This is a genomic window from Mucilaginibacter sp. R-33 (assembly GCF_049949235.1).
Taxonomy (GTDB): Bacteria; Bacteroidota; Bacteroidia; order Sphingobacteriales; family Sphingobacteriaceae; genus Mucilaginibacter.
This window is the reverse complement of sequence record NZ_CP188089.1, coordinates 911,720-934,303: the sequence shown is the minus strand read 5'-3', so window position 1 is coordinate 934,303 and position 22,584 is coordinate 911,720. Positions and strand designations below refer to the sequence as shown.

Genomic DNA, 22,584 nt, shown 5'->3' with positions numbered 1-22,584 from the left:
AATGAGAACCGGCTTCGAAAAAACCCTTCTTGATAAAATAACCGACCTGCAATCACTGCAAACGCAGATCAAAAACTGGCAGGCCGAAGGCAAAAAGGTAGTGTTCACCAATGGTGTTTTTGACCTGCTGCACATAGGCCATCTCACCTACCTGGCCAAAGCGGCAGAGCTTGGCGACAAGCTGGTGATCGGCCTTAATGCCGATAGCTCGGTAAGGCGCATCAAAGGGCCAACCCGCCCGGTAAATGATCAAAACAGCCGTGCAGCACTGTTGGCGGCATTATTTTTTGTAGATGCTATTGTGGTTTTTGAGGAAGATACGCCCTTGAATTTAATCAGCTCCCTCCTGCCGGATATCCTGGTAAAAGGCGCTGATTACGCGGTTGAAAACATTGTAGGGGCTAAAGAAGTGATAGCAAACGGAGGCGAGGTTAAAACCATTAATTTTGTTGAAGGGTATTCATCCACTTCCATAATCGAAAAAATCAGGAACCAGATTTCCTGAACTTAATAACGACATGAAGATACTGGTGATCCGCTTTAGCTCGATGGGTGATATAATTTATACTACGCCTGTTGTGCGCGGCCTCAAAAAGCAGGTCCCCGATGCCGAAGTTCATTTTTTAACCAAACCAGCTTTCAAATACATTTACGATAATAACCCGTATGTTGATAAGTTGCTGTTACTAAAACCCTCGTTAACAGATACCATTAACGACATTAAGGCAGAAAAGTATGATCAGATCATTGATCTACATAATAATCTTCGCACAAGCATCATCAAGCTGCGAACAGGCGTCAAGGCATCCACCTACAAAAAACAGCCGATCCTGAAATGGCTGAGTTTAAAGCTGAAACGCAACCTGGTAAGTGAGGAACACCTTGTAGACAGGTATTTAAAAGCCGTTAAATTTTTAGGCGTAGTTAATGACGATAAACCTATAGACTATTATATCAAAGCCCAACACGATATAACTAAATTACTGCCGGTTAGCCATCAACATGGCTATGTTGCTTTTGTAATAGGCGCTACACATTTTACCAAAAGGATGCCTAATTACAAGATCATCAGCATTTGCAGGCAGCTTAATTTGCCTGTTTTATTGTTGGGCGGCAATGATGTAAAGGCTAACGGCGATGAAATTGCCGCGGCTGTAGGCACATCTGTTTACAATGCTTGTGGTATTACCTCTCTTGATGAATCGGTTTTCCTGGTATCGCGCGCAAAAAATATAATTGGTTTTGATACCGGTTTAACTCATATTGCCGAAGCTTTTAATGTGCCGATAGCCTCGGTTTGGGGGGGCACAACGCCCGATCTGCTGGGAGTTTGGCCTTACAAAGTAAAAGAAACGCTGATCGCCGGTATCGAACTACCCTGCCGCCCCTGCTCCAAATTCGGACTTGAAAAATGCCCGCTCGGACACTTTAAATGTATGAATGATATGCCAGAGACCGATATTGTAGATTTCTCCAATCGCTAATTAAGAGTATAAAACCTTGCCTAAGGTATACTTACAAATCCACAATTGTTAATATTTTACTAAAAAGCATCAGATACCTTTTAATGTTAGTGTATTTGTATACTTTTGCGTATTAACTTAAATCCCTTACACGATGAAAAAAACATTACTAAGCCTGTGCCTTTTAATGGCATCTTTCGCAGCATTTGCACAATTACCTACCGTTGGTTTTAAAGGAGGTGTAAACTTCGCAACGTTACATGCTACAGTTGACGGGATTAGCGGCTCCGGTAATTCGGGCAGCTTAACCACATTCAATGTAGGCGCTTTTGTCGATTTTAAATTTGGCAATGTATCGTTACAACCAGCCTTAAACTTTACCGGTAAAGGCGGATCATCAAGTGTTTCTTTTGATGGCGAAGCAAACTCTGGCGGCAAAGTAAAACTCTATTACCTGCAAGTTCCGGTAAATGTTGTGTACCACGTGCCTGCGGTGGTCGGTGACTTTTACTTTGGTGCCGGCCCTTACCTTGGCATGGGTATTTCCGGCAAAGCAAAAGACAACAACGGCAATTCTGAAGACATTAAATTTGGCAGCGGCCAGGACGAGATCAAAAGAACAGACGCTGGTTTAAATGCCATTGTTGGCTTTAAATTCAAAACCGGTTTCCTGATCAATGCTAATTATGATTGGGGTCTTACCAACGTCACAAACGTTGATGGCATCAAACTTACAAACCGTGTTTTCGGTATTTCAGTTGGTTACGCGTTTTAATTAACCTGGTAAAAAATTGAAGCAGGCTTTGCCTGTCTTTTATTATAAGGAGAAGCAACAGCTTCTCCTTATTTATTTAGTATTATTGGAAACTTATTACAAATGTCTCACGTTATAATCACAAAACCGTAACATTATAAACCGATCGGTCAGCCGTTTAAAATCATGAAAAAGTTATTATTAATACGCCACGCAAAAGCTACCCATGAAAGCGGTTATGTTGATTTTGACCGGCCTTTAAAACAATCAGGTATGCAGGATGCGGTTTTAATGGCCACCCTTTTAAAAGGACAGTTACAAATACCTCAAATTATAATAACCAGCCCTGCACTGCGTACCAAAACTACTGCCGAAATTTTTGCTAACCAGTTTAAATTACCGGCTCCGGGGGAAGACAAAAGAATTTACGAAGCCAGCGAAAACACCTGGGTTAAAGTAGTTAATAGCCTGCCCGATGAATATGATTATATAGGCATAGTTGGCCATAACCCGGGTATAAGCCAAATACTATATTACCTCACCAGCCAGCTAAAAGAGATGCCGACCTGTGCCGTGGCCATCATTACCTTTGAAAACGATACATGGCAATCCATCAGCGAAGAAGACGGGACACTGACGCATTTTGATTCACCGAAGGGGTAGCGTTGTGTCCGAAAGTCAGAGAAGTCCGTAAGTCCGAAAGAAAAAATACTATTTGACCTTCATCAGTCGCCAGCGAGGCGAAACTATTTCAAATTTTACGGAAAAAAATTACCGTTAAATAAGAATCTTACCGACTTTCGAACTTCTCCGACTTTCGGACTCCCCACTCAATTCACTCTATAAGTTTTTCCCGGCAGCGAGCTGATATACCCTTGCATTTCCATGTTAAGGAGGTTCATGGCCAGTTGGCTCATAGACATATTAGCCCTTAAAGTAAGATCATCTATGGCAAGCGGCGTTTTATTCTGCTGCAATATCTCCATAATCAGCCGTTCATCTGCCGACAAATCAAAAGGCAGCATAAATTGCTCTACAGGTTTATTGGCATCGTTCTTTTCCCAGCCAAGACTAAAAGCCAGATCGGCGGTGCAGGTGAGCAAGCTTGCTTTATTATTGCGGATCAGGAAGTTACATCCTTCAGAAAATTCATCACCCAATCTGCCCGGAAAAGCAAAAACATCCCGGTTGTAGGAATTGGCAATTTCGGCCGTGATGAGCGCACCTCCTTTTATACTGGCTTCAATTACCACAGTTGCATCGGCAATGCCGGCAACTATCCGGTTTCGCTGCGGAAAGTTTTCCCTGTCGGGATTAGTGCCCGAAGGATATTCGGATAGTAAACCGCCGTTTTCGAGCATTTTATCGGCAGTACCCCTATTTTGAGCCGGATAAAGCCTGTCGAGCCCATGGCCCAGTACACCGATGGTTGGCACGTTTAGCTTTACACATTCTTTATGTGCCGCTACATCAATGCCATGCGCCAAACCACTTACTATTAATACATTGTATTGCTGTAATTCTTCAACTAACTGGCGGCATAATTGCCTGCCATAATCGGTAGCGTTACGGGTGCCCACTATACTGATAATGTGGGGCGGGTTAAGATCCATTTTGCCCTTTGCATAAAGCAGCACCGGCGAATCGTGGCAATTTTTTAAGCGCTTTGGGTAACGGGCATCTGTATAAAATATAACATCGATATCGTGACCTTCTAAAAACTTCAGCTCCTTTTCGGCTTGCCTCAAAGCATCATCAAAATCCCATTTTACAGCGCGCTTCTCACCTATTCCCGGAATTCTGGTCATTTTTTCGGGCGATGCGTTAAACACTTCTTCTACGCTGCCAAGATATGCGATCAGTGACTTAGCCGCTACCGGCCCGAGGTTTTTAACAAAAGATAAAGCTACTTTATGGAGTAATGACATTGGGTTTAGACATGCAGATTAGAGCCTTGCAAATTATAAATATTCGGGCGATTTTCAAGCAGGACCTGTTATTTGCAATGCAATAAATAAAGTCTGGATATCATACCCATCCCAAAAACATATGCCTTTCGTTATTTAATTTGCATATCTGCACAGCCTTAATTTGCACACCTATTTAAAAACTACAAAAATAGTTTGCAAACTATAAAAATAGTTTTACCTTTATCTAACTATAAAAATAGTTTGCTATGCATATCAAAGAACTAACCAAAGCCGAAGAGCAGGTAATGCAGATCCTTTGGCAACTGAAGGAAGCCATTGTTAAAGATATTATTGAAGAAATGCCGGAACCCAAACCCGCTTATAACACGGTGTCGACTGTGGTAAGGGTATTGGAGGGCAAAGGCTTTATCGACCATAAGGCCTATGGTAACTCGCATGTTTACTTTCCGCTCATCAGCGATGCGGAGTACAAAAAATTCACATTTGATAAGATGATGAAAAACTATTTCAGCAACTCATATCAAAGTTTGGTATCCTTTATTGTGGATGAAAAGAACATCAGCGTAAAAGAACTGGACGAGCTAACATCATTAATTGATAAACTTAAAAGCAAACAACAATGAACTGGCTATATTATTTGCTTGAAGCAAACTTGTACCTATGCGTATTTTATGCAGGGTACTGCTTGTTTTTAAATAAAGAAACACACTATACCTTAAACCGTATATACCTGTTATTGAGCTGTGTGATTTCATTTGTATTACCCGTTGTACAAATTGGCTGGCTAAAACCGGTTGAAACTGCAACAAAAACAATCGTTATCATTCCGCAAACGGCTTACCAAACCACCGTGCAAAAGCTTACTGTGCAGCCAACGTTAACCTTTAACGATATTTTGGTTTACGCCTATATACTTGGTACAATAGTACTTACCACAGTACTCTTTATCAGGCTTTATCAATTGGTCAAACTAACAAAGGCCACCAAAACTCTGGTTAATGATAAGTATAAACTCATCAATATAGAGGGATCAAACACCGCCTTTTCCTTCTTTAACTACCTTTTTATTGGCACAAAAACCCAAGCTAATAATATCATTATCAGGCACGAGCTGGTTCACATTCGTCAAAAACACTCGGTTGATATTGTTTTTCTGGAGTTGATCAAGATTATCAATTGGTTTAATCCGCTGGTTTATTTATTGCAAATCAGCCTGAAAACCATCCATGAATATATAGCCGACGAGCAAACTGCCGCGCAGGAAAGTGATGCCCTCAGCTATTCGTCGTTTTTGGTAAGCAATGCTTATGGGTTAAACGGCTCGCCCCTGGCGCATTCATTTTTCAATTATAACTTATTAAAAAAGAGGATAATTATGTTAAACCAAAAACGTTCGGGGAAATTAGCCAGGCTAAAATACCTCGTGGCCGTACCCATATGCGCCGGCCTGCTTTGCGCGTCAACCTTAGTATTCAGTAAAAGCTATGGGATCATCGACCTGATTCCCGGCCATCGAATTGCTAATCAAAAGCCGACAAATGCGCAAAAAAGCACTTCAGATACTATAAAAGTAGACCCAATCCGTATAAAAAAACAAGATCTTACTGTAAAAGGCTATAAATATGAGGAGACAGGTTATCTTATTGATAACAAAACCGATTTCCGGGTAATCGTTACTGAAAAAAATGGAGAACAAAAGGAATATTACAAGAGCAAAGCAACACCAGAACAACTGGCTATGCTGAAAAACAAATACGGCTATACATTCCCTAAAATGTTGATCTATCCAAAACTTCCGCCGCCACCGCCTGTTCCACCTGCCAATGGAAAAAAACCAAAAGTTACCGACGTAAAACTTCCGCCTCCGCCGCCACCTGCAAATCCGGAAAAAGTAAAAAAAACACCTAAAGTAGTAGAAGTAACGCCGGTTACCCCGGCAGTACCGGCAGGTTCTGTACCAGCAATTACAGAACGCGTTGCGCCGCCACCACCACCTGCCGATCCATTTCAGAACCTGTATTCGTATGTTGCAAAACACGTTCGCTATCCTTCAAAGGCACGCTTAAACCATATTTCGGGAAGAGTAATCCTAACCTTCAGTATCGATAACGGGAAAATAAACAATGTAAACATTATCAGAGGTGTTGACCAGGAAATTGACAATGAGGTGCAGCGGGTAGTGAATGATTTTGATGGCAACCTTAGTGTAAAATCAGGTTACTATAATATACCTGTAACTCTATCATTGGTAGATGCCCAGGATAAAAAATACGCTTATACCCCTGCAAAACTATATGCTCAGGCAAATACATCCGCCGCTAAGCTTTCAACTACTCTTCGCGAAGTTGTTGTTTTAGGCTATGGCCCCCTGACTGACAATAAGTAAATAAAAAGGCTTTAACAAGCTTTTATAATTGCCGACCGGCCTAAAACCGACCCGGCAATTTTCTGCGTAAATCCCTCCTCTCCCTTTAACAGTCCTGTTTTACAAATCGTTAAATAATTTCTTTAAATATTCAAAAGTTTGTAACTTAGACATATCCCATCGGGACAATTTCTTTTAAAATATATCTAAAACAAAGCAAACACATTAAAATACGCTTTGTTTAATAAGTACCAATTATACTTCCTGGACCTTACCGGTAACCTGATTTTGTTCATTTTTAAACCTCATAACATGAAAAAGTTTGGGATCATTTTAGCAATAGTAGGCATTGTGATGCTTATTGCAGGTAATTTTTTTTATAAGCATACCATCAATGCGGTAGATAGCTCTGGCAGTTCAATTATCACTACCGGCTTAAATGGCGGATGGACATTTAAACTGCCTGTTTTTGCCGGCGGCGCGTTGTTTTTCCTGGGGTTTGTTTTTTGGGCAGCTTCACGCACCGACAACCAGCATCATGATCATTTGATATAAGCACCACGCAACCCTACCCGGGAGGGAGGGCTTTTAAAGTCCTAAAAGTCTCCCCTACCGGGGGAGATTTAGAGGGGGCTTTTCACATATATCACCTGTTTTGTTTCGAAAAACTCCTCTTTAAAGTAATCTTTCAGATGATACTGGGTAACTTTTAAGCCCGATTCTTTGATCTCCTGCTCCAAATCGCCTCCCTTTAAATACAGGATGCCGTTGAGTAGCTTGTTATTCGATTGCTTGTTGAATTTACCTTTTACCCATGGATAAAAATCCTTTAACTGGGTAACAGCGCGTGATACTACAAAGTCAAATTTATCCGCAATTTGCTCTGCCCGAAGGTGTGATGCTTTCACATTTCTGAGGCCTAAGGCTGCAGCTACCTCCGTAACAACCTTGATTTTTTTGCCTATCGAATCAACCAAATGAAATTGTGTTTCGGGGAATAAAATAGCCAGCGGAATACCGGGGAAGCCCCCACCGGTACCCACATCAAGCACATTTTCACCCGGTAAAAAAGCCATTACTTTGGCAATCCCAAGCGAGTGGAGCACGTGACGTTCAAATAAAAGATCAATGTCTTTGCGGGAAATTACGTTGATCTGGCTGTTCCAGTGTTCATATAAAGCAGGCAATTTTTCAAATTGCTCACGCTGTTCGGCACTTAAATCAGGAAAATATTGTAGAATTATTTCAGATGTCATCCCTGTTAAAACGGTTAATAATATTGCCAAGCAGGTACCTTGCCCTAAATAATTGGGCCTTTACCGTCCCTAACGGGAGGTCGAGTTGCTGGGCTATTTCTTCGTACGAAAGCTCATCAAAATAACGTAAGGTAATCAGGTTCCTATAGCGCGTGGGGAGACTTTCAATTAATGATCTTAGCTCCTGGGTTTGTTGCTTTTTGATAGATGTTTCTTCGGGGTTAAGGCTATCGGCCTTAATTTGCAGCGGCTTCTCATCGCCTTCATCGTCCATCATACCATGAATTGACATGGTGCTCAGTTTCTTTTTGCGGATAAAATCGATGCAATTGTTAGTTGCTACCCTGAAAAGCCAGGTGCTAAAAGCAAAATCAGGCTGGTATTTTTCAAGTTTTTCAAATGCCTTGGCAAACGTTTCAACCGTTAAATCCATTGCATCTTCTTTGTTGTTTACCATCTTAAGCACCATGAAATAAATCGAATCTTTATAACGGTGCATCAAATCGGCATAGGCTTTTTGATCTCCCTGCCTGGCCTTCACTACCAGGTGAAAATCATTCTTTGCGTTCTCGGTAAAGTTGGCGTTTATTTCCATTGAGTAGTTTTTAAAAAGGTACCGATCAATCCAAAAACATTTAAATATGTATAATATAATAGGTCAAAAAAGGGGAGATACCACCAAAGGTCTTTGCCATTAAGTTTTTTAAATATACGATTATAAATGGCCATTTGTAATATCAACCTAAAAACGTACAAACCTAATGCCAGTAACGGCTCATATCTCAAAATAAGGAATAATATCAATAAAATATAGAATATAAACCCGCTAACTGCATCAAAACTAAGCATACGCCTGTGCTGGTTTTTATACAGTTTACCAACCCCCATGTGTCGCTTTTTTTGTTTAAACCACGATTTAAATGTGGTTTTAGCTTCAGTAAACATAAATGATTCGGTACTCAATTCAACTACTGTGTTATCAGGAGTTGCATGCTGGTTAACAAACAGGTCATCATCGCCTGATATTACGTGCATGTGCGAAGCAAAACCTTTTGCACTAAAAAATAACGTTTTTGTATAGGCAAGGTTGCGGCCAATACCCATATAGGGATCGCCGGTTAACGCGCCCGACAGGTAACTGGTTGCTGTTTTTATGGTTTCAAAGCGGGTAAAAGCGTTAATAAAACCACCTTTTTTATAATAAGGAGAGTATCCCAAAACTATTTGCACACCGATTGAAAAATTGGCTGCCATACGGCTTATCCAGTTTTCGGAAGCTGGCTTACAATCAGCATCGGTAAATAAAAGGTGTTCATTTTTTGATGCCTTGATGCCTAAGGTAAGGGCAAACTTTTTACCGGTTTTAAAGCGGTCATGCTCGGTAATTGTAAGAACTTTAAGGTGGGCATATTTTTTTTGCATGGTTTCAAGCACCTCGTTGGAAGTATCAAAAGAGCAATCATTGATAACAACCACCTCAAAATCGGGATAGTTTTGTTCCAGTATCGATGGCAGATTTTCCTCTAAGTTACGGGCTTCGTTACGGGCACTGATAATAACTGAAATGGGGATTAAGACTCTGGGCGGCGGCCCTTCGGCGGGTTTATGGCCTGCAAGGCGGGTATGCCTGCTTACCAGGTAATATAGCTGAACTATAAAACAAAGCTGAAAAAGAATAAAAAGCGCGTCGTGTAAGTACGTTTCCAAACAAAAAAAATAATGAGGCAAATTTGTTAAAAATCAATGAAATTAAGGCTCAATATCAGCGTTAATTTGAAGTTTAATGTACTCTTATTTAATCCCCCTTAAAATAAAAGTACTTTAATTAACATGGTTTTAATATTCAGCACGTTTATAAATAGCTTTTATCCTGCCGCCGTTTTGGAAAGGACGGGCATGAGGGTTTTTTTTGCTAATTTTGCAACCCTAAAATGAAATTTAACTTAACAGCACAAGACCCGCTTTCAAAGGCCCGAGCCGGCGAGATCACTACCGACCACGGTACCATACAAACCCCTATTTTTATGCCCGTAGGCACTGCCGGCACTGTAAAGGCGGTGCATCAGCACGAGCTTAAACAGGATATTTCGGCGCAAATTATATTGGGCAACACTTATCACCTATATCTGCGTCCCGGTTTAAATACACTTGAAAGCGCCGGAGGATTACATAAATTTAATGGATGGGACGGTCCCATCTTGACCGACAGTGGCGGGTACCAGGTGTATTCATTAACCGAGGTACGTAAAATAAAAGAAGAAGGTGTTACTTTCCGCTCGCATATTGACGGATCAAAACACTTGTTTACTCCCGAAAATGTAATGGATATCCAGCGCATAATAGGTGCCGATATTATTATGGCGTTTGATGAGTGTACCCCCTATCCCTGTGATTATAACTACGCAAAACGATCCATAGAAATGACCCACCGCTGGCTGAAACGCTGCTGCGACAGGTTTGACAGCACCGGGCCAAAATATGGTTACAGTCAAACGCTTTTCCCAATTGTACAGGGTTCGGTATATAAAGATCTGCGCGTACGATCGGCCGAAGTAATAGCTTCATATGAGCGCGAAGGTAATGCCATAGGGGGGCTTTCGGTAGGTGAACCGGCCGAAGAAATGTATGCCATGACCGAAATTGTATGCAATATATTACCGCAGCAAAAACCGCGTTACTTAATGGGTGTAGGTACGCCTGTAAACATTTTGGAAAACATAGCTCTGGGCATTGACATGTTTGATTGTGTTATGCCAACCCGGAACGCGCGCAATGGCATGCTTTTCACCAAAAACGGCATCATCAACATCAAAAATGAGAAATGGAAAAGCGACTTTTCGGCCATTGAAGATGATAGCGATCTGTTTGCCGACAGAGATTACAGTAAAGCTTATTTACGCCATTTGATCCACTCTGGCGAGATGTTAGGCGCTCAAATCGCAACCTTGCACAACCTCCATTTTTATCTATGGCTGGTTAAAGAGGCGCGAAAAAAAATTATTGCGGGTGAGTTTTACGATTGGAAAAACATGATGGTAAAGCGCCTTGGACAGCGTTTATAATAACTCATAAAATCAAAAAAAATCTCCAGGAAAAACATGGAAATTAACAAACAAACAACCGACAGATGAAAGCTTTTTTTCATAGATATTTAAAGATCATCGACAGGTTTATTATTGGCAAATACCTCGGCACTTTTATATTTACTATGGGTATTTTCATGGTGATATCTGTAGTGTTTGACGTATCAGAAAAGCTGGATAATTTCCTTAATAAACATGCCAGTCTGCACGATATTGTGTTCAGATATTATGCGGGTTTTATACCATTTTATTTAAATATGCTGTCGCCGTTGATCAATTTTTTAGCGGTAATTTTCTTTACAGCTAAGATGGCAAATCAAACTGAAATCGTTCCGATACTAAGCGGCCGGGCAAGTTTCAATCGCTTTTTACGACCTTATGTAATCGCTTCATCCATCATATTTGTGGTGTCATTTTTCGCAAATGTTTACCTCATTCCTTTCACAAATCGGCTAAAAATCGACTTTGAAAATGCCAATGGAATGATGGATAATGACCCGACTAAGGTAGAGGTACACATGCAGATTGACAAACACACTTTTGTTTATCTTGCCAATTACGACCCTACAACACACCTTGGTTATAATTTTATCATGGAAAAATTTAATGGTGATACGTTGCGTGAAAAATTAATTGCCGACCAAATCCAATACGATTCTTTAAAACGGATCTGGTCGCTTAAGCAATACAGTGTTAAATATGTGAACGGAATGAAAGAGCAATTCATTACAAGCAACACACCAAAAGACACTGTTTTGGATATGCACCCGAGCGATTTTATTGTATATGATAACGTATACCAGGCCATGTCTTTAAACGACCTGAACAAGAATATTGACAAGGAAAAACTGCGCAGACCAGAGTATCTAAAAGCTATTTATTTTGAAAAATATCACCGGTTTGTTTACCCATTATCGGCGTTTGTATTAACGCTTATTGGTGTTTCTATATCATCAAGAAAGGTGCGTGGTGGCGTTGGTTTACCATTGGGGATAGGTATCCTGTTATGCTTTGCCTATATTATATTAGAGCGGTTTGCCCTCGTATTTTCGGTAAAAGGGGGCATGACACCTTTAATAGCGGTATTCATTCCTAACATCGTTTTTGGCATTTTAGGTTACTATCTACTTTTAAAAGCACCCAAATAATGGCGCAAAACACCCCTTCATCCCCAAATAAGAACCTAATTATTCTCCATTTTACAGTTTTTGTATGGGGATTTACCGGAATTTTGGGCGCCCTGATCACCATTTCGGCCGTACAATTGGTGTGGTTTAGGGTACTTATTGCCTTTTCATCGTTATTTTTGTATTTCAAATTCAACAAAACTAATTTTAAGGTTGACAGAAAAACCCTTGTAAAATTGGTACTCACTGGCGCGATTGTGGGCGGGCATTGGATCCTTTTTTTCGCTGCCATCAAACTTTCCACAGTCGCCGTCACCCTGGTTTGCCTCTCATCCATCACACTTTTCACGGCAATTTTTGAACCGTTGATCAACAAAAAAAGTATTTCGAAACTTGAAATATTGGCCGGCATTTTAATTATCACCGGCATTGTTTTGATTTTCAAATTCGAAATCAGATACACTAAGGGTATCATAACAGGGCTTGCCAGCGCTGTTTGTGCCAGCCTTTTCTCTATCATTAATTCGCGTCAGGTGCAAAAAGTACAGGCGCCGTTTATTGCATTTTATGAACTTTCCGGAGCCTTTGTCTGGATCTCAATATACCTGTTTATAACCTCTGGTTACACCAGGGCCATGCTGTTGAAACCAGCAGATATCGGTTACCTGGTACTACTTGGCACCGTATGCACATCGCTTGCTTACGTGGCCGGCGTATCTGTAATGCGCGAACTTTCGGCTTTCCGGGTGGCGCTCATTACCAACCTCGAGCCGGTATACGGTATCATCCTTTCGTTTATTTTTTTCGGAGATCTCAACAAAATGACGCCCGGATTTTGGGGCGGAGCATTCCTTATCCTGTCAACAATTTTTTTGTACCCCATAGCCCGAAAGCAAATAACAAGGCGCAAAACTGTAGCTTAATTCTTAACTCTCCATATTCTTGTTTTATACAAACACTTGTAATAGCCGTGGTTCTGCCTGTTCTTAAAGCAGCCTTTCAACAACTCAAATCACCTTAATTTTTTCGTCATTTTCTCCCAAATAGGGGCGAAGCACCTAAGGCTGCTTTAGCCTTTTTTAGCCCCTCTAAGCCATTTAAATTTTTTAAGACATTCCGGGCTCAACTAATGCATTAGCGCCAAACAGGGGCAAAATCCATTTTTAACTTAGTGTATTAAATATCAATATAAAAATCATGGCGTCGAATGTACATATTCCTATTTTCAACCATTTTTTAAAATCTACAAACTTAAATAATTCAATTATATAATAAACATATAAATTTAAAAATCAATTTCTTATAAAGTTTAAATAAATAGATGGTTGATAAAACTGATCTAAGTAAAATCTCAAAAAAACTAAAAATATTAGCATATAAATTTAAAGCCGATTTAAAGTATCATATAAATTTAAAAATCAAATAAATACATGTAATTATTTAGTGTAAAACTTCTAATAAACCAAAAGTCAAAACCCAATTTACAAAGTGTAATGAAGTAACAATTCAGGAATCAAAAAAAATCGCAGCATCTCTCCTGCTTGTATACAAAATCTATTTTCGAACGTTTTTTTTTACGCTCTCGCAGAATCCTCGCGAAGAAATTTTTGGCATTAGGAATTACTACCTCGTCAAATTTCAGAAGTGTTAAAAGCATTGATTTTGCATTAAAAAAATTTGCTTAAAATTTCACCATGATTTTGGTCGCTTCGTTTTTGAAAGCGCGATTAGTAACCAGACCAAATCTGAACGAATTAAAAAAGGCAGAGGTGGCCGAGGTTGATGTAGTCCATAAAATATGACCGTAAAATCAAGGCATATCTTCTCGCTCAGATATAATAAATTTTCGGCGTCTCCATTTATACGAGATCGATTTTTATTAAACATTTAAAAAGCGGATATTGTATTACTCTAAAACCAACATCCATCATGAGCATTAAAACAATTGTCATTGTAGCCATCGCAGTTTTGCTTACCATCGTACTCATGCAAAACACAGATGAGGTTTACTTCAAATTTCTGTTCGCCACATTCAGGGTATCCAAACTAATGATGATGCTTATAGTTGCCATAACGGGTTTTGTGCTCGGCCTGATCGTTGCATGGCCGAAAAAGCAAAAATTTGATATAGAAGGCTACTATGACGCCATACATAAAAAAGAGAACCCCGATACACTAAGTGACGAGGACCGAGAATACATCAGCTAATTATGAAAACAAAAATTGGATTTATTGGCCTCGGCCACATGGGTATCAATATGGCTAAAAACCTGATCGACTCCGGATACCATCTTCAGGTTTACAACCGTACAATTTCAAAGATTGACGAGCTTGATGCCGGCAGCGTAACCAAATGCCTGAGCCCGGCCGAAGCGGCAGCAAATGTGCCGTTTTTGATCACCATGGTGTCGGATGACGAAGTGCTGCGAGAATCGGCTGTAGGCGACGGCGGAATTTTAAAAACGCTACAGCCAAATGCTGTGCACATATCCATGAGCACCATTTCGCCCGATACTTCTGAAGAATTGGCCAAATTACATGAACAGGCCGGCAGCCGCTACCTCGCTTCCCCGGTGTTTGGCAGGCCCGAAGCGGCGGCTGCCCGTAAGCTCTGGATCTGCGTTTCGGGTGATGAACAAATTAAAACTGATGCCCGGCCAATCCTTGATTTATTGGGCCAGGCCGTGATAGATTTTGGCCCTTCGATAGGTGGTGCCAACGTGGTTAAAATAGCAGGCAATTTCATGATCATGGCCTCTATGGAAATGATGGCCGAAGCGTTCACCCTTGCCGAAAAAAACGGACTAAGCCGGACACAGGTTTCTGAGTTTTTTGGTTCGACACTTTTCAATGCTCCTATCTTCCAAAACTATGGCAAGGCTCTTGCAGGTAAGCAATATCAGTCCGTAAGCTTCCAATCAAAACTGGGCTATAAGGACGCGCGCCTGGCGTTCAAATTATCGCAGACAAGCGAGATGCCGATGCCTATTGCAAACGCTGTACACGGCCGCTTATTAACTGCTGTAGCCAAAGGCTGGGGTGAGCGTGACTGGATAGAAGGAATAGGTCGCGGCGTGAGTGAAGACGCGGGACTTTGATTTCGGATTTCGGATGTTCAATTTCGAAATTTTTCGATTAAGAATTTCTAATATAAAACAAGAAGCCGGGTGATATATCGATCGTTTTAAAGATCAATATATCATCCGGCATTTTTTGTATTTAACAGGACAGTTCCCAGCTTACAAGATCGCTTCATTTAAGACTTACGAAGTTTTAAAAACTTCGTAAGTCTGTTTAACAGCATCACATCATTTCGAAGAATGCTGCAATCCCAAACCATATAAAGCGAACCTGCTTATCGGGGATTACTTCGTACTTCGCAATTGTAAAGGTTATATAATTCGGTAACAGAATTAGTGATTATTTTTGGTTGTTAAGGAAGCCATATCGATAGGCTTTTTACCGTTGATTCCTTGATGAGGTCTTTCCCAATTATAATAGACGAGATACTTGAGGAGTTCATCCTCAAGTTCTTCCAAACTATCAAAATCGGTATCCTCGATCAGGTCTTCCTTAATTGTACGCCAGAAGCGTTCCACCTTACCATTGGTTTGCGGCCTGTAAGGTTGCATATAGCGGCGCTTAATGCCGGTTTCCATCAACATTCTCTCAAAAGGGTGGTCTTTCTTTCTGGCACTGGTTGAAGGACCAAACTCCGGGCCGTTATCAGCGATAATCTCCTCGAACTGTATACCGAACTCCCGTTTGAGTGCCTGCATACAATGCATGGCGGTAAACATGGTGGTTAGCGCAGTGATGTCCTCCATGATCTGTGCCCAGGCTAAACGGGAATGATCATCCAGCACACAAAGTATATAAAGTTTCCTGTTCTGCCCCCTGATAACGCTCTTACTCAGGTGATGACAATCGATATGACCTAATTGCCCCATACGTTCCTTAATGATCTTCCGCTTTATTTCCTTATCCGCGGTCGTTAAACGATTCTTGTTATACCGCCTCAAAATGTTGTATACTCCTGAAGGGGATGGTGTAAAGGTATTAGCTTTTCGTTTAAGCTGATCTGCAATCTCAAACTTATTACAGCCCCGCTCCCGCAGATCAAGGACTTGTTGCTCTTCTGTGGGATCGGGACGCCGCTTACTATACTTAGGCCCCCGCTTACCTGGCAGAAGATCAAGATCGTTTCCTGATTGCTTAAAGCGATTATAATACTTTAGAAAACTTGGATCTGTATCATGGGCCAAATAAAAGTCTTTCGCAAACCTGAATTGAGGATGTTCTTTACGCTTTACCTGCTCATATTCGCTGATTAAAAAACGATACTTACTCAGATAGTTTCGCTTTAACGTAAGGTCATTATTGATATTCCGCATACGCTGAATTAACACTTTTTTTTTTTGTTAATTCTGTTACCGAATTATATAACCTTTACAGCAATGACGCTTTTTTCTTATTTTAGGATAGCTTCCCAAATTCAACTAAATCCGAAATCGAAAATTCGAAATCCGACATCAACAATGACATCATAAATAGAACACTTCGTTCTCACTTTCTAAAAATTTCAAATCAGGAGCTTCGGCAAAAATACCAAAAACAGATGCACCGCTTCCGCTCATGCTGGAGTAGATGGCTCCGGCTTCATAAAGGACCGCTTTAATACCACGGATCTCCACATGATTTTTAAACACGGTTTGTTCAAAATCATTTTTGATAAGCTTCTTCCAGTCGGCTATTGGTTCGTTGATCAAATCAAACAGCGAATCTTTTACCGGAGTTGGTTTTATGCCTCTGAAAGCCTCCCCTGTTGATACATGAACAGGAGGCATCACCAACACTATTTTGTATGCCGATAGATCAAGTTTAATGCTCTCAAATTCGTCTCCGCGCTCAAAGGCGAACACGGGCTTGTTCTCAATGAAGAAGGCGCAGTCGGCACCAAGGCGACGGGCGTAATCAGTCATCTCGTCAACAGATAAACCGAGCTTAAATTCGTCGCTCATCAGCCGGATAAAAAACGCCGCGTCAGATGAACCGCCGCCCAGTCCCGCGCCTATGGGGATATGTTTATGCAGGTGAATGCTTACCGGGGGCAGGTCATAATCCTGCTTAAGCATATGGTAACCTTTTACGCAGAGGTTATCTTCCATCAGCCCGGGAATTTCCAGGCCCGTTGAGGTAAAGCTGAGCTTGTCGCCCGGTACCACTTCAAGGGCGTCTTTAATATCGATAGGATAAAAAATGGTTTCGAGATTATGATAACCATCCGGCCGGCGTTCAGTAATATTGAGGCCGATGTTTATTTTTGCATTCGGAAATAAAATCATACAAAGTAATTAACACGTGATGTATTTGCCAACATCAGTAGGAAACCAAAGGTATATTATTTTTCTTTGCCCTCTGAAAATGTTCATTAGTTCATTGGTTCATTAGTTCATTGGTATTTTATCCAATAAATCTGTATAACCACTCACCTAATCAACTACTCACGTAATCAACTAAAAAGAAATGAAACAGTATCTCGATCTGATGAGGCATGTGATGGAAACCGGCGCGCAAAAGCACGACAGAACCGGTACCGGTACGGTAAGTGTGTTTGGCTACCAGATGCGTTTCAACCTTAAGGATGGTTTCCCGATGGTAACCACCAAAAAACTTCACCTCAAATCTATCATTCATGAGCTCATCTGGTTTTTGAGCGGCGATAGCAATATCCGCTACCTTAAAGAAAATGGCGTAAAAATATGGGACGAATGGGCCGACGAAAATGGCGACCTTGGTCCGGTATACGGTAAACAGTGGCGCTCATGGCCTACACCGGATGGCGGCCATATCGACCAGATCCAACAAGTGGTGAACCAGCTTAAAAACAATCCCGATTCGCGCCGGATTATTGTGTCGGCCTGGAACGTTGCAGAGGTTAACCAAATGGCCCTGCCGCCATGCCATAGTTTGTTCCAGTTTTATGTGGCTCCGCCCGATATTTCAAAAGGCGAGACTAAAGGAAAGTTATCGTGCCAGTTGTATCAGAGAAGTGCAGATATATTCTTAGGAGTTCCGTTCAACATAGCTTCCTATGCGTTGCTCACCATGATGATGGCACAGGTATGTGACCTCGACCTTGGCGACTTTATACACACCTTTGGAGATGCACATTTGTACAACAACCACATGGAACAGGCGCGCCTGCAGCTAAGCCGCGATCCGCGTCCGCTGCCTACCATGAAGATCAATCCTGAGGTAAGAGATATCTTCTCGTTTAAATTTGAAGATTTCACTTTGGAGAATTATGATCCCTGGCCGCATATTAAGGCCGAAGTGGCGGTATAATTTGGTCATTTGCTTCGCGCCATTGGGTCATTAAGTCATTTTTTGCTTGTCCTACTTTTGCTTGTCCTGATCTTATCATGAGTAATAGAATTGAAGAACTTGAAGTGTACAATCTTTCGGAAGCATTTGCCGATAGAGTTTGGTTTATAGTTGCAAAGTGGGAGTACTTTGCTAAAGATACCTTGGGTAAGCAAATTGTTCGATCCTCTGATTCAATAGGTGCAAACATTGCTGAGGGCTTTGGGCGATATCATTACAAGGAAAATAAAAACTTCTGCTATTTTAGCAGAGGCTCAGTAATTGAAACCAAGGGCTGGCTAAAGAAAGCAACACAAGAAGCCTGATCAATGACGAAGATTATCAAATGCTGCTCAAGGAATTGGAAACAATTCACATAAAACTAAACATCTACATCAAATTCATTGGAAAGGGTAACGCATAAACGCAAGTCAAAAAATGACTTATTGAAGCGAAGCAAATGAAGCAGGGCAAATGACGCGAAACCAATGACCCAATGACTTAATGACCAAATAAAATGATTTTATCCATCATCGTAGCCATAGCCAAAAACCACGCTATCGGTAAAGACAATAAATTACTCTGGTATTTGCCTAATGATCTGAAGCATTTTAAAGATGTTACTACCGGGCATACCGTTATCATGGGCCGTAAAACTTTTGATTCGGTTGGTAAGCCATTGCCTAAGCGCCGCAACATTGTTATTACCCGGCAAGCCATCAGTATCGATGGTTGCGAGGTGGTACCATCCATTGAAGCGGCTATTGAGCTTTGCAAGGCCGAGGATGAAGTTTTTATTGTTGGCGGAGCTGAGATCTACCGGCAGGCTATTCCTCTTACAAACCGCATATATCTCACCATTATCGACCAGGATTTTGAGGGAGATACCTTCTTCCCCGAGTTAAATCCTGATGAGTGGCAGGAAACAGATCGTGAAGATTTTGATCCGGACGAAAAAAACAAGTATAAATATGCTTTTATTACACTTGTGCGACGCTAACATTTTTTGTCATGATTTTGTTTTAATTTAAAATTTTGTGCTTACGAAATTTTATTAGATTTGCTGCCTTATTGAAAAAAAGCTTATAAACTAATTTATTACATATTACAAATTCGATGCAAGGCAAAGGGGTTATTAAATTTTTCGCCATACTACTGGCAGTGGTGTGCTTATACCAGCTATCATTTACGTGGGTGGCCCATAAGGTTAGGGAGGATGCCAAAGTATACTCAAAGGGAGATCCTGAGAAAGAAAAAGCTTATTTGGATTCTATTTCCAATCAACCGGTTTATCCGCTATTAAAACATGATTACGCTTATGTATTGCAAAGGGAAATTGCATTAGGCCTTGACCTTAAGGGTGGTATGAACGTTACCATGCAGATCCAGCTTAATGAGCTGGTTAGGAAAATTGCCAACAACAATCCTGATGCTACTTTTAACCAGGCTTTGGCTAACGCCGATAAATTACAGGCCAATGCGCAAACCAACCAAAAAGATTACATCGCTTTATTTGTAAGCGAGTACGAAAAGCTAAGCCCTAACGGTAAACTTGCCGCTATCTTTTCAACAAAAGATAACCAGGACCATCTGAAGTTCAACGCATCAAACAGCGAGGTTAAAACTTACCTTGAGGATTTGGCTTCAACAGCGGTTAAACAATCGTTCACTGTTTTAAACACCCGTATCAACCAGTTTGGTGTAACCCAGCCAAACATCCAGTTGCAACAAGGCTCAAACAGGATTTTAGTTGAGCTGCCAGGCGTTAAAGAACCGGAGCGTGTTCGTAAATTGCTTTCAGGTTCTGCAAAATTGGAGTTCTATGAAACTTTTGATAATGCGGAAGCTTACCAGTACCTGATCAATATTGACAACCTGCTTGCTGCAAAAAGCAAAACTGCCAAAGCGGACACAGGTAAATCAGCGAAAGTAGATACCACTGCTAAACTTGCAGCCGGAAAAGCTGATACAGCTAAAGGAGGTTCATTGTTAAGCAAAGTTCAAAAGAATGCTGCTAAAAACGATACTTCAGCTGCTTCATTAAGCAAAACAAAATTAGCTGCACAACACCCGTTGTTTGCAGTAATGTCATTAAACGTTGGCCAGGGTGCAAACGGCCAGCAGCAATTAGGCCAGGGCCCTGTTGTTGGTTATGCTCCACTTCAGGATACTGCTAAAGTAAATTCATACCTGCACAGTGCAGATGTTTTAGCAGTTATTCCACGTAACATCAAATTTTTGTGGGAAGTAAAACCTATTAAAAACACCAAAACTTTCGCGTTATACGCTATCAAACTTACAGGTGCCGAAAATGGCCCGGTATTATCAGGCGACGTAATTAACGATGCCCGTGCCGATAATGACCAGAAAGGCAGCCCTGAGGTTGTGATGATTATGAACTCGGAAGGTGCCCAAAAATGGCGTACTGTTACTGCTGAGGCATCATCAGGCACTAACAAAAAAGCTATTGCCATAGTTTTGGATGATAACGTATACTCCGCTCCTACCGTTCAGAATGAAATTTCGGGTGGTGTATCGTCAATCTCAGGTAATTTTACCATTGATGACACCCGTGACTTAGCCAACGTATTAAAAGCAGGCCGTCTACCTGCTCCTGCCCACATCGTATCTGAATCAATCGTAGGTCCGTCATTAGGGCAGGAAGCTATTTCTGCCGGTATTACTTCAAGTATCTTGGGTTTGGTGGTTGTGTTGATTTTCATGATCGCATATTACAACCGTGCAGGTACTGTAGCGGTAGTTGCGGTAATTATCAACATTTTCTTCTTGATGGGCGTATTAACCAGCCTGGGCGCTGTATTGACTGTACCGGGTGTTGCCGGTATCGTACTGACCTTAGGTATTGCGGTAGATGCTAACGTACTGGTTTACGAACGTGTACGTGAAGAGCTTGGCCTTGGCAAATCATTAAGGGTTGCAGTAGCCGATGGTTTCAAACATGCATTGCCTTCAATCCTCGATTCACAGATCAGTACATTCCTTACCGGTTTAATCCTGTTCGTATTTGGTTCCGGTCCTATCCAGGGCTTTGCAACTACATTGATGATCGGTATCGCCACTTCGTTGTTCTGTTCATTATTGATTTCAAGGGTTATATTTGAGTGGATGCTTGATAAAGGCATGGATATCAAATTCTCAAACCCATGGAGCTCACATACCTTCAAAAATGCAAACTTCGCGTTCGTAAAAAACCGTGGTAAGTTTTATATTTTCTCAGGCTTGTTCATTGCTGCCGGCTTGGTATCTATCTTCACCCGCGGCTTTACTTACGGTGTCGACTTTGAAGGCGGTCGTAACTACATTGTTAGCTTTACCAACAAAGCAGTAACAACCGAACAGATCCACGATGCCGTTGATGCTACTTTAGGCCGCAGTACTGAAGTTAAAACCATGGGCGATAAATTTAGTATCACCACTAACTATTTGTTTAATGATAACTCAACCGCTGCAGATGCTAAAGTAAAGGCAGCCCTCGTAGATGCGTTGAATAAAAAACCCGAAACCAAAATTGCTAATAGCGACTTAGGTGGTTCAAAAGTAAGTGCTACTATTGCTGATGAGTTAAAAACATCAGCTATTTACACCGTACTATTCGCCATATTTGTAATCTCGGCTTACATCCTGATCCGTTTCCGCAAATGGCAGTTCAGCTTGGGTGCCATGATTGCAACCGCTCACGATGCCCTATTGGTATTGTCGTTCTTCTCATTGTTCAATGGCTTCCTTCCGTTTTCACTGGATATTGACCAGGCGTTTATTGCGGCTATATTAACGGTTATTGGTTATTCGATTAACGATACCGTGGTAGTATTTGACAGGATCCGTGAATTCCTTGATCACTCTAACAAAAACGAAAAACCAGAAGAGGTTATCAACAGGGCCATCAACAGTACATTAAGCCGTACAATTATCACAGCATTAACCGTGGTATTCGTATTGTTGGTATTATTCATCTTTGGTGGCGATGTGATCAAAGGGTTCTCTTTCGCGTTATTGATCGGAGTTCTTTTCGGTACATATTCGTCGATCTGTGTGGCAACACCGGTGATCGTTGACTTTGGAAAGAAAGACCTGAAATAAGAAAAAGAATAAATTGTTAAAAGGCTCCAAAGTAATTTGGGGCCTTTTTTGTTGATGTACAATGCCATACTGCTCATTAGAAAAAGCTATAATATCACCAACAGATGGTGTCGCATATCGCGTACAATGAACTATACT

The 22,584-nt window shown here is 41.1% G+C and carries 22 protein-coding genes; 16 read left to right on the top strand and 6 right to left on the bottom strand.

All coding sequences use genetic code 11. The features are described from left to right. Position 1 precedes the first annotated feature (1 nt). The 4 genes from rfaE2 to ACP26M_RS04105 all read left to right on the top strand — a co-directional run bounded on the left by rfaE2 (position 2) and on the right by ACP26M_RS04105 (position 2,880). Positions 2–505 (top strand): D-glycero-beta-D-manno-heptose 1-phosphate adenylyltransferase, encoded by a 504-nt coding sequence (gene rfaE2, locus ACP26M_RS04120; protein ID WP_188832730.1) that lies wholly within the window; start codon positions 2–4, stop codon positions 503–505. Between the two features lie 13 nt (positions 506–518). Then, on the top strand, positions 519–1,484 hold the full coding sequence (locus ACP26M_RS04115) for a glycosyltransferase family 9 protein (RefSeq protein WP_426586425.1): 966 nt from the start codon (positions 519–521) through the stop codon (positions 1,482–1,484). A gap of 133 nt (positions 1,485–1,617) precedes the next feature. After that, positions 1,618–2,238, top strand: a complete 621-nt coding sequence (locus tag ACP26M_RS04110; protein ID WP_426586423.1) for a porin family protein — start codon at positions 1,618–1,620, stop codon at positions 2,236–2,238. Between the two features lie 165 nt (positions 2,239–2,403). Then, entirely contained in the window at positions 2,404–2,880 is a 477-nt protein-coding gene (locus tag ACP26M_RS04105) for a SixA phosphatase family protein (RefSeq protein WP_090526524.1), read from the top strand. Between the two features lie 167 nt (positions 2,881–3,047). On the opposite strand, the gene dprA is transcribed toward ACP26M_RS04105, so the two are convergent. Next, a complete protein-coding gene (gene dprA / locus ACP26M_RS04100; protein ID WP_354484032.1) occupies positions 3,048–4,145 on the bottom strand; it encodes a DNA-processing protein DprA in 1,098 nt (365 codons plus the stop codon). A 248-nt stretch (positions 4,146–4,393) separates the two neighbouring features. Here dprA and ACP26M_RS04095 point away from each other — a divergent pair, with 248 nt between their 5' ends. The 3 genes from ACP26M_RS04095 to ACP26M_RS04085 all read left to right on the top strand — a co-directional run bounded on the left by ACP26M_RS04095 (position 4,394) and on the right by ACP26M_RS04085 (position 7,068). Then, positions 4,394–4,771, top strand: coding sequence for a BlaI/MecI/CopY family transcriptional regulator (locus ACP26M_RS04095; protein WP_090526521.1), 378 nt, complete (start codon positions 4,394–4,396; stop codon positions 4,769–4,771). Beyond that, positions 4,768–6,534 (top strand): M56 family metallopeptidase, encoded by a 1,767-nt coding sequence (locus ACP26M_RS04090; protein WP_426586420.1) that lies wholly within the window; start codon positions 4,768–4,770, stop codon positions 6,532–6,534. Before ACP26M_RS04095 ends, ACP26M_RS04090 begins: the two co-directional genes overlap by 4 nt. Before the next feature lie 291 nt (positions 6,535–6,825). Beyond that, the gene (locus tag ACP26M_RS04085; protein WP_091162272.1) at positions 6,826–7,068 is read left to right on the top strand and encodes a hypothetical protein; all 243 of its coding nucleotides are present in this window, start codon (positions 6,826–6,828) and stop codon (positions 7,066–7,068) included. Between the two features lie 68 nt (positions 7,069–7,136). Here the strand turns inward: ACP26M_RS04085 and rsmG are convergent, their stop codons facing one another. Genes rsmG through ACP26M_RS04070 form a run of 3 tightly spaced genes read right to left on the bottom strand, consistent with a single transcriptional unit; the run spans position 7,137 to position 9,476 of the window. After that, on the bottom strand, positions 7,137–7,769 hold the full coding sequence (gene rsmG / locus ACP26M_RS04080) for a 16S rRNA (guanine(527)-N(7))-methyltransferase RsmG (RefSeq protein ID WP_426586418.1): 633 nt from the start codon (positions 7,767–7,769) through the stop codon (positions 7,137–7,139). Further along, entirely contained in the window at positions 7,759–8,364 is a 606-nt protein-coding gene (locus tag ACP26M_RS04075; RefSeq protein WP_090526513.1) for an RNA polymerase sigma factor, read from the bottom strand. The genes rsmG and ACP26M_RS04075 overlap by 11 nt, the downstream gene beginning before the upstream one ends. Beyond that, positions 8,355–9,476 carry a glycosyltransferase gene (locus ACP26M_RS04070; RefSeq protein WP_426586415.1) on the bottom strand — a complete coding sequence of 374 codons (1,122 nt, stop codon included), beginning with the start codon at positions 9,474–9,476 and terminating at the stop codon, positions 8,355–8,357. The genes ACP26M_RS04075 and ACP26M_RS04070 overlap by 10 nt, the downstream gene beginning before the upstream one ends. Before the next feature lie 224 nt (positions 9,477–9,700). Between ACP26M_RS04070 and tgt the strand changes: the two genes are divergently transcribed. From tgt to ACP26M_RS04045, 5 genes are all read left to right on the top strand, one after another. After that, entirely contained in the window at positions 9,701–10,831 is a 1,131-nt protein-coding gene (tgt, locus tag ACP26M_RS04065; RefSeq protein ID WP_426586413.1) for a tRNA guanosine(34) transglycosylase Tgt, read from the top strand. 65 nt (positions 10,832–10,896) lie between these two features. Beyond that, positions 10,897–12,000, top strand: coding sequence for an LptF/LptG family permease (locus ACP26M_RS04060; protein WP_426586411.1), 1,104 nt, complete (start codon positions 10,897–10,899; stop codon positions 11,998–12,000). Next, entirely contained in the window at positions 12,000–12,902 is a 903-nt protein-coding gene (locus ACP26M_RS04055; protein ID WP_426586409.1) for a DMT family transporter, read from the top strand. Before ACP26M_RS04060 ends, ACP26M_RS04055 begins: the two co-directional genes overlap by 1 nt. 1,006 nt (positions 12,903–13,908) lie before the next feature. Continuing rightward, positions 13,909–14,187, top strand: a complete 279-nt coding sequence (locus ACP26M_RS04050) for a lipopolysaccharide assembly protein LapA domain-containing protein (RefSeq protein ID WP_426586407.1) — start codon at positions 13,909–13,911, stop codon at positions 14,185–14,187. 2 nt (positions 14,188–14,189) lie between these two features. Further along, positions 14,190–15,077, top strand: coding sequence for an NAD(P)-dependent oxidoreductase (locus ACP26M_RS04045; RefSeq protein ID WP_426586405.1), 888 nt, complete (start codon positions 14,190–14,192; stop codon positions 15,075–15,077). Positions 15,078–15,392: 315 nt separating this feature from the next. Here ACP26M_RS04045 and ACP26M_RS04040 read toward each other — a convergent pair whose 3' ends face one another. Both ACP26M_RS04040 and ispE read right to left on the bottom strand, forming a co-directional pair. Next, complete coding sequence (locus ACP26M_RS04040) at positions 15,393–16,373, bottom strand: integrase core domain-containing protein (protein ID WP_426586403.1); 981 nt, start codon at positions 16,371–16,373, stop codon at positions 15,393–15,395. 150 nt (positions 16,374–16,523) lie between these two features. Continuing rightward, positions 16,524–17,324 carry a 4-(cytidine 5'-diphospho)-2-C-methyl-D-erythritol kinase gene (gene ispE / locus ACP26M_RS04035; RefSeq protein WP_426586401.1) on the bottom strand — a complete coding sequence of 267 codons (801 nt, stop codon included), beginning with the start codon at positions 17,322–17,324 and terminating at the stop codon, positions 16,524–16,526. A gap of 181 nt (positions 17,325–17,505) precedes the next feature. On the opposite strand from ispE, the gene ACP26M_RS04030 reads away from it, so the two are divergent. The 4 genes from ACP26M_RS04030 to secDF all read left to right on the top strand — a co-directional run bounded on the left by ACP26M_RS04030 (position 17,506) and on the right by secDF (position 22,446). Next, positions 17,506–18,327 carry a thymidylate synthase gene (locus tag ACP26M_RS04030; RefSeq protein ID WP_426586399.1) on the top strand — a complete coding sequence of 274 codons (822 nt, stop codon included), beginning with the start codon at positions 17,506–17,508 and terminating at the stop codon, positions 18,325–18,327. 77 nt (positions 18,328–18,404) lie between these two features. After that, positions 18,405–18,671, top strand: a complete 267-nt coding sequence (locus ACP26M_RS04025) for a four helix bundle protein (RefSeq protein WP_426586397.1) — start codon at positions 18,405–18,407, stop codon at positions 18,669–18,671. A 191-nt stretch (positions 18,672–18,862) separates the two neighbouring features. Next, positions 18,863–19,345, top strand: coding sequence for a dihydrofolate reductase (locus ACP26M_RS04020; protein WP_426586395.1), 483 nt, complete (start codon positions 18,863–18,865; stop codon positions 19,343–19,345). A gap of 116 nt (positions 19,346–19,461) precedes the next feature. After that, positions 19,462–22,446 carry a protein translocase subunit SecDF gene (gene secDF / locus ACP26M_RS04015; RefSeq protein WP_426586393.1) on the top strand — a complete coding sequence of 995 codons (2,985 nt, stop codon included), beginning with the start codon at positions 19,462–19,464 and terminating at the stop codon, positions 22,444–22,446. The last annotated feature ends 138 nt before the right edge of the window (positions 22,447–22,584 follow it).

Bases quoted from the DNA above. Each gene is read 5' to 3' on its own strand.
- ACP26M_RS04110 (WP_426586423.1), top strand. From the start codon at position 1,618: ATGAAAAAAACATTACTAAGCCTGTGCCTTTTAATGGCATCTTTCGCA.
- ACP26M_RS04050 (WP_426586407.1), top strand. From the start codon at position 13,909: ATGAGCATTAAAACAATTGTCATTGTAGCCATCGCAGTTTTGCTTACC.
- rsmG (WP_426586418.1), bottom strand. From the start codon at position 7,769: ATGACATCTGAAATAATTCTACAATATTTTCCTGATTTAAGTGCCGAA.
- tgt (WP_426586413.1), top strand. From the start codon at position 9,701: ATGAAATTTAACTTAACAGCACAAGACCCGCTTTCAAAGGCCCGAGCC.
- ACP26M_RS04055 (WP_426586409.1), top strand. From the start codon at position 12,000: ATGGCGCAAAACACCCCTTCATCCCCAAATAAGAACCTAATTATTCTC.
- ACP26M_RS04020 (WP_426586395.1), top strand. From the start codon at position 18,863: ATGATTTTATCCATCATCGTAGCCATAGCCAAAAACCACGCTATCGGT.
- ACP26M_RS04045 (WP_426586405.1), top strand. From the start codon at position 14,190: ATGAAAACAAAAATTGGATTTATTGGCCTCGGCCACATGGGTATCAAT.
- rfaE2 (WP_188832730.1), top strand. From the start codon at position 2: ATGAGAACCGGCTTCGAAAAAACCCTTCTTGATAAAATAACCGACCTG.
- secDF (WP_426586393.1), top strand. From the start codon at position 19,462: ATGCAAGGCAAAGGGGTTATTAAATTTTTCGCCATACTACTGGCAGTG.
- ACP26M_RS04085 (WP_091162272.1), top strand. From the start codon at position 6,826: ATGAAAAAGTTTGGGATCATTTTAGCAATAGTAGGCATTGTGATGCTT.
- dprA (WP_354484032.1), bottom strand. From the start codon at position 4,145: ATGTCATTACTCCATAAAGTAGCTTTATCTTTTGTTAAAAACCTCGGG.
- ACP26M_RS04075 (WP_090526513.1), bottom strand. From the start codon at position 8,364: ATGGAAATAAACGCCAACTTTACCGAGAACGCAAAGAATGATTTTCAC.
- ACP26M_RS04090 (WP_426586420.1), top strand. From the start codon at position 4,768: ATGAACTGGCTATATTATTTGCTTGAAGCAAACTTGTACCTATGCGTA.
- ACP26M_RS04030 (WP_426586399.1), top strand. From the start codon at position 17,506: ATGAAACAGTATCTCGATCTGATGAGGCATGTGATGGAAACCGGCGCG.
- ACP26M_RS04040 (WP_426586403.1), bottom strand. From the start codon at position 16,373: ATGCGGAATATCAATAATGACCTTACGTTAAAGCGAAACTATCTGAGT.
- ACP26M_RS04105 (WP_090526524.1), top strand. From the start codon at position 2,404: ATGAAAAAGTTATTATTAATACGCCACGCAAAAGCTACCCATGAAAGC.
- ispE (WP_426586401.1), bottom strand. From the start codon at position 17,324: ATGATTTTATTTCCGAATGCAAAAATAAACATCGGCCTCAATATTACT.
- ACP26M_RS04115 (WP_426586425.1), top strand. From the start codon at position 519: ATGAAGATACTGGTGATCCGCTTTAGCTCGATGGGTGATATAATTTAT.
- ACP26M_RS04060 (WP_426586411.1), top strand. From the start codon at position 10,897: ATGAAAGCTTTTTTTCATAGATATTTAAAGATCATCGACAGGTTTATT.
- ACP26M_RS04095 (WP_090526521.1), top strand. From the start codon at position 4,394: ATGCATATCAAAGAACTAACCAAAGCCGAAGAGCAGGTAATGCAGATC.
- ACP26M_RS04025 (WP_426586397.1), top strand. From the start codon at position 18,405: ATGAGTAATAGAATTGAAGAACTTGAAGTGTACAATCTTTCGGAAGCA.